Source organism: Mycobacterium sp. NPDC049093, from assembly GCF_040704635.1.
In the GTDB taxonomy this organism is placed as follows: Bacteria; Actinomycetota; Actinomycetes; order Mycobacteriales; family Mycobacteriaceae; genus Mycobacterium.
Genome location: NZ_JBEZJS010000014.1, coordinates 25313 through 31552, shown reverse-complemented (window position 1 = coordinate 31552; position 6240 = coordinate 25313). Strand labels below are relative to the sequence as shown.

6 protein-coding genes are annotated in these 6240 nt (G+C 67.0%); all 6 read right to left on the bottom strand.

Features of this window, described 5'->3' with window-relative positions:
• Window positions 1-533 precede the first annotated feature (533 nt).
• The 6 genes from AB0876_RS33545 to AB0876_RS33520 all read right to left on the bottom strand — a co-directional run bounded on the left by AB0876_RS33545 (window position 534) and on the right by AB0876_RS33520 (window position 6192).
• On the bottom strand, window positions 534-1472 hold the full coding sequence (locus AB0876_RS33545; RefSeq protein ID WP_526044204.1) for a hypothetical protein: 939 nt from the start codon (window positions 1470-1472) through the stop codon (window positions 534-536).
• Window positions 1473-1526: 54 nt separating this feature from the next.
• A complete protein-coding gene (locus tag AB0876_RS33540) occupies window positions 1527-3572 on the bottom strand; it encodes an ATP-binding protein (RefSeq protein ID WP_526044203.1) in 2046 nt (681 codons plus the stop codon).
• 217 nt (window positions 3573-3789) lie between these two features.
• Window positions 3790-4572: a hypothetical protein gene (locus tag AB0876_RS33535; RefSeq protein WP_526044202.1), complete on the bottom strand. Its 783-nt coding sequence runs from the start codon at window positions 4570-4572 to the stop codon at window positions 3790-3792.
• Window positions 4569-4835 carry a hypothetical protein gene (locus AB0876_RS33530; protein WP_526044201.1) on the bottom strand — a complete coding sequence of 89 codons (267 nt, stop codon included), beginning with the start codon at window positions 4833-4835 and terminating at the stop codon, window positions 4569-4571. Before AB0876_RS33530 ends, AB0876_RS33535 begins: the two co-directional genes overlap by 4 nt.
• Entirely contained in the window at window positions 4832-5098 is a 267-nt protein-coding gene (locus AB0876_RS33525; protein WP_526044200.1) for a hypothetical protein, read from the bottom strand. Before AB0876_RS33525 ends, AB0876_RS33530 begins: the two co-directional genes overlap by 4 nt.
• A gap of 263 nt (window positions 5099-5361) precedes the next feature.
• Window positions 5362-6192, bottom strand: a complete 831-nt coding sequence (locus AB0876_RS33520; protein WP_526044199.1) for a hypothetical protein — start codon at window positions 6190-6192, stop codon at window positions 5362-5364.
• Window positions 6193-6240: the final 48 nt, after the last annotated feature.

Sequence of the window (6240 nt, the reverse complement as noted above, 5' to 3'; positions counted from 1 at the left end):
CACCTGCACCTCCGCGGCAACCTCCGCACCGGCCGCCGTCACCGACCACTCGATGGTGCCCTCGGCAGCGTCGAACACACCGGGCGGCACCGCCGCCGTCTGTCTCGTAGGCCGGCTGCGCCGGCCTCCATACGCGACCGGGCAAGCCCGGTCGGTGAATCACCCTGTACGCCAACCGCTTACGCGGTTGTCTCCAATCACATTGCGGCTGTTGGTGTTTCGAGATTCGCACCGCTCACGCGGTGCCGTGGTGGTACCGATCCCGACGAATGTACGGTTATCCATTGCGCTGCAACCGCTTTCGCGGTTGACGCTACCGCTCACGCGGTACCACCGAATCGCCTTGCCTGCCAACGTCATACCGCAATACTACACCACATTGCCGAAATATGCTGCCCTACAACACCATTGCAACACACCCAATTACCGGCACTCCGCGCCGTCCTCCCCTCCCCCACACACAACGGTGCCCGCAGGCCGGGGGCAACCTGCGGGCACCTGCCCAAGGCGCGCGCTCCGCGCGCTACCAGCGGTCAGTAATCGCTGTCGTCCTCCTCGTCTTCGTCGTCGCTGGCTGGGTCGTCGGGACCGTGCAGCGTCACGGCCACCCCGAAGGCCGGCCTTTGTGCGTTCTCCGGGCGGCGGGTGTACTCCTCGGTCGCCTCGAAGTCGGGCACGGTGCGGATGTGATCGATCACGGCCTCTGCGATCTGGTCGCCGTCATGGCAGGCCGCCACGTACAGACGGCACACCCGCATCTTCTGCGCGTTGCAGTCGGTGGGTACCGACACCACATCGGCAGGATCGACCAGCACCACCAGCATCCGCTCAGAGAAGCTCTGCGCGTAGCCGTAGGTGCCCACGTGCAGGCCTACCGAGCACGCCGAGTCACGATCGTCGTTCACGAGGTCACGGGCCATCCACACGGTTGCCCCGACCGGATAGGGCACGTGGCCGGTGACGGTCTCCACAGAACGGTCCTGGGCCTGCACGGTGACCGGCTCCCTGCCCGCGTGTGCAGAGCGTCCGTCGGCGCGCACCGACTTGTAGCCGACGATCAGGCCCTCGGTGGTCAGCGTGAATCCACCGGCCTTGAGCCAGCCGAACAACTGCGAGCGGGAGGCTGGCGACGGGTTGCGTTCCAGGCGGCGCAGGAACGCACCCAGCGGGGCCATGTCCGCATCAGCGTTGGTGAGCCGGATGGCGGCGGCCAGCACGACCTCCTCCACCGGGTCGCCGTGGGTGATCCGGTACGGCTCGGTCTCGGCTTGGTCACCGTCCACGACCGCCACGGCCTCGGCGGTGGCGGTTTTCACCCCGGTGCGGAACCTGTCCACCAGGTTGCGCACGGTCGTGAAGTCCTCGCCGTGCTCGTCCACCAGGTAGCGCCGAACCGGCCCGTAGGTGGGATCGGATGCGGCGATGAGAACGCTGGCCGATCCTTCGGAAACGATGATGGATTGGTGATCCATGAGTGCGTACATGTTAGTTGTCCATTTCTCTTGTGTTAGTTCGTGTTTCGTGGGTCAGGCGGCCTTGCGGGCGGCCTGGGGCGGTGTGTGGGCCACGTACTCGATGTAGGGGCCACGGGTCTCGGAGTTGTCCCAGTGCCGCAGGTGGTTCAGCAGCGGGTAGGCCTGTCGCAACTCGGCGTACATCTCCCGAACCTTGCCGAGTTGCGTTTGGGCTGCCGTGCAGCCGTGCAGCTCGTCCACGAGCGAGGCCTGGGCTTCGGTGACCTTCCCTGCGGCCTGCATCAATGTGGCGATCCGCGCCAACAGGGCACGGCGCGGGTGCTCGGTAGTACTGGCGGCCAGGGCCGACGCGGCGACACCGAACGCGGCCTCGTAGGCCGAGCTCCGCTGCCGATGCGCGGCGTAGGAGGCGGCCAACAGTTGCTCCGGGGACCACCCGGCCGTCTCAGCGGCGAACCGGCGCTCAAGCCACGCGCTACGGGTCATCGCCTCGGGCACCGCTGCCAGCAGTGGCCCGCTCTTGCGTCTGCCCAGATGCACCGTTACTGACGCCGGTTGCCCGCTACGCGCCCGGTAGGCCGCGTCGTCGGTGTAGATGACCGGAAGGCCCAACGCGGCGATCTCCGGCCCGCTCAGCACGGCGTCGCGGCGAGGTCCACCGTCTCGGTCAACGATCTGGCAGTCATAGCCTTTCGACGGCCCGCGCGTCACGCGCCTACCCGCCATCGCGGCATTCCACTGCTCGAAGGTGTAGGTCACCGCGATCCCCTCAGTGTCCGCACCTACCTGCCAGCTCTGTCCGGTCAACTGATTCCCTGGGGCGAACACGTTCAGCGCCACGGTCGTGCGGCCTTCCGGCACCGCGATCAACCGCCGAATCGTGGGGTGCTTGTCGGCCAGGAACGTGGCGAACCGTGACAGCACCCGACCGGACGGAACACCTGTCACCACCAGCGTGGTGCCCATCTCAATGCGGGCAGACACGGCCTCGAACACGTCATCGCGGGAGTCCTCGACGCGCTCCCAGCGGGAGCGCCCCGACCGGGCGCATACACGCCAGGCCCCAACACCAGCAGGCACACCCACCCGGAACGAGATCGGCAATATTGCCGCGGTGGCCACACCGCCCACGGTGTCGGCCCGCAGCTTCACCGCAGCCGCCACGTCGGTGGTCGCCAGTTGTGAAATCTTCTGCGCCAGCGCGTCGTAGGCCACCCGGAACTGCCCCAACGCCGCGTCCACAGCGGACAGGGTGCGCTCGGTGGCGATCACCGACTCCCGGCTGGGAGTGTGGTCGAACGAGCCGATGGGCAACTCGATCAGGCAGGCCGACAACCTGGTGGCCTGCAACACCCTGCGGGTGACCTCGGGCACCGACGAGAACAGCGTGCCGCCACTGCGCACCATCACCGCACTGTGGTCCGGGCGATCCACACGTCGGCAGGACACCGGCCCGATCCACCTCGGACCGCCCGCCAGGCTGTCCACCGGTGCACCATCAACCAGCACCGCGCCCGCATCGTGCGCCGAAGCGACCTCGCGCACCACGCGATGCCACGCCTCCACATGTCCAGCGACCTCGACCGGAACGATGATCGTGGTGCCGTCCGGCAGGTCGCTGGGCACACCGGCCAACAGCACCTGGTGCTCCAAGTTGCGCGCCGCCCGCACCGTCGTGCGCAAGCCGCCCCTCACGGTGTCCACCAGAAACGACTCCGCCAGCGTCCACGCCGATTTCGCGCCCACGCCCAGCCCACCGATCATGTCGTCGCTGTCCCGTTTGCTCGATGCGGCGAATGCCAGGAACGTCGCCTCCACCTCGGCCAACGACATGCCCGTACCCCGATCGGTCACGATCAGATTCGGTTCGATCAGGGAGGGCGCCGTCACCTCTACCGGGTCAGCGCCGCCCGCCGCGCGGGTAGCATCCACGGCGTTCGACACATACTCACGTGCCACCGCCAACCGCCGGTCGGCATAGAGGTTGACCAGCATTTCCATCATCCGGCGCGCCCCCTCGGGGTCCACCCGGCTCGTCATCGTCGGCAACTCCGTGGCAGTACTGACCAGCGTCGAAGTCGGCTCAGCAATACGCATCTTCACATTCCCCTTCCGGGATTCGTGGGCCTGCCGATTGGCCTGCCCTACACCCACGATTCTACCGAGAACCACCGACACACATCCGTTCAAACACACAGGGACACAGCCACTTCTAGAAATCAGCACCCCACCCTGTGCCGGGTGGGGTGCTGATTTGTATGGCGGCCAACGCCCCCGCAGGCCGCACAGGCCTGCGGGACGCCGGCGCCTTGGCTCAGTGCACGTTGGACGGGTGAAGCGAGCACGCCGGACCATGCTCGGCGCTCACGCCCGCCGCCGTGGCCGCCCCGCATTCGTCGCACCGCTGCTCCTCGGTGACCTCCCACACCAGCGTGTTCGACGCCACGGTGTCGAGGTACTGCGCGATCGCGTCCTCCTGGCTGCGCGCCCGGTACGTCATGTCACCGGTGTCACCGGTTATCAGGCTTTGCATCTTCCATCGCCGAGCACCGCCCCACGCCGGGCCGTCGTAGTACTGCCCCGGTGGCTCGTCGGTGTTCGGATCTCCGTCGTAGACAGTGCCGTCGTTGATCACGACCCTCACCCGGCCTGTGGCCTCGGTGGTGTCGATCTCGACCACATGCGCGTTGTCCCGGTCGCTGACGTACCCGCACACCGCTGGCACGGCCTGGTCTGCCGGGTCGGCATCGCTGAGCAGATCCGCGAGCTGCTCAGCGGCCTCGACCAGGATCGCCAGCGAGTCGACATCCTCGTCATCATCGGCCACAGCACGCCGCCACCCAGACAGCGCACCGCGCAACCTCAGCCCTGCACACCGGCGCACCGACTCCGGGCGCGCAGAACGCAACTCGGCGTGCAGGAACCGCACCTCGATGCCCTCCAACAGGCCGGTGTGCTGGCTGACTCGCCGCACGTCGCGCAGATCACCATCGGCCGCCACCACGCAGCACAAGCAGTCCTCGAGCCCCTCGGGGGCGGTGACGCCCGCCGCGAGCTCGACATACGTCCCGACATCCAGTCGTGCCTGCGAGCTCATCGCGTGGCCCCCGCTTCCGCGACGACGCCGCCCAGCCAGCCATCAAGCGCGGCAACCAGCCCCTCTGCCCGCTCGTGGATCACCTCGCGGACATCGAAGTTGCGCTCGTCGTGACGGCGGTAGGCCGATTCGCTGTAGTCGGTCAGATCGCAGTCAGGCGGACAATCGCCGCTGCATTCGTGCATGACGTGGATGTCGTCGAACGCGGCCCGCAGCGCGGCCAGGGCGTCAATCACGTCCACTGGCGGGGTCGGCGTGCTCATGCGCCCACCCACTCATTGAGCTTGCCGACCAGGTCAGGCCGAGCTGGGGCATCCACGATGGTGATCTCGTGGCAGTAGCCCAGATCGTTGCCGATGCCGTGACCGTCACCGGTGAACTCTTCAAGCTGCTCCCACAGCTGCTCCAGATCCTCGAACGGCTCCACTTCGACCGTCTCGACCCGTTTGGATGTGTGGCCGTCGCTGTAGGCGCTTTCCACCCTGATCGTCAACTTCAGCGACGCCGCGGCAATATCAGCAGTCACAACACTCCCCTTCCGGGATTCGTGGGCCTGCCGGATGGCCTGCCCTACACCCACGATTCTACCGACCACCACCGACACAAACCGCCCAAACCCACAGGCACACAGCCACTTCTAGAAAACCAGCACCCCACCCCGTGCCGGGTGGGGTGCTGGCCCCGGGCGGGGCCGGCCACCAGCGACGGTGTGAGCGGGCCGGCGCGGCCGGCAACCGGGGCGGGAGTGTCAGTGCACCCCGGTCCCGGCCGCAGCCAGGCCCGCAGCCTTTAGGACGCGCGCACCTCCTCGCCCGCATCATCAACAGCTGTCACCGCACGACCCGCCGTGAGGATCTTGTCAACTGCTGAGAACACCGCCCGGATGTGGCGGTCGGTGACTTCCTCGTCTCCCAACCAGCCCTGGATGTAGGCGCGTGACTCCTCCGGCGCCCAGTCCGTCAGGCCGGTCTCATGGGCCAGCAAGTAGGCAACACCCTCGGCCTGGAACTCCCGCACGCCGCGACACAGCGGTTCACCGTCGGCGGCAGCCTCGGTGGTGTGCCCTAACACAATGTGTGCCAGCTCGTGGTGCGCGGTCTTGATGGGGTGAACCGAGACTGGTGACACGGCGAACTTGCGATCGAACGAGTACCCCTGCGTGTTGCCATCGATCAACTGGAATGGCACCTGCTCGATATCGAGCGCCGCGATCGCGCGCTGCAAGTCCCACGCAGGCAGCTCGGGCCACTCCACCTCCGGACCCTCAGTGTTCGAGTACGGAAAAGTGCTGCGCTTCAGGCGGAACCGGCACACGACAACCTTTTCCTCGCCGGTCTTCTCATCGATCTTGCGGAACGGCGCAGGGTGCAGCACATACCGCCCGCCACCCTTGACCGGGATGCGGCCGAGCTTCTTCCACACACTGAACGGGGCGCACGGCTCCGTGACGCCCTGCGAAAGCAGCAAGATCTGATTCTGCAGCGAGTACGAATAGAACCGGCAATACGTCGAACCCAGCTGCCCGGGCAGCGTCAGCGCCTGGGTCAACAGCGCGGTCCAGTCCACCTCCCCGTTTCCATCAACAGCCGGTGAGATCCGCTCCACAGTGCTTGCGGTCATGACACTCCCCTTCCGGGAATTTCGGGGCCCGCCGGAATGGCTTGCCCT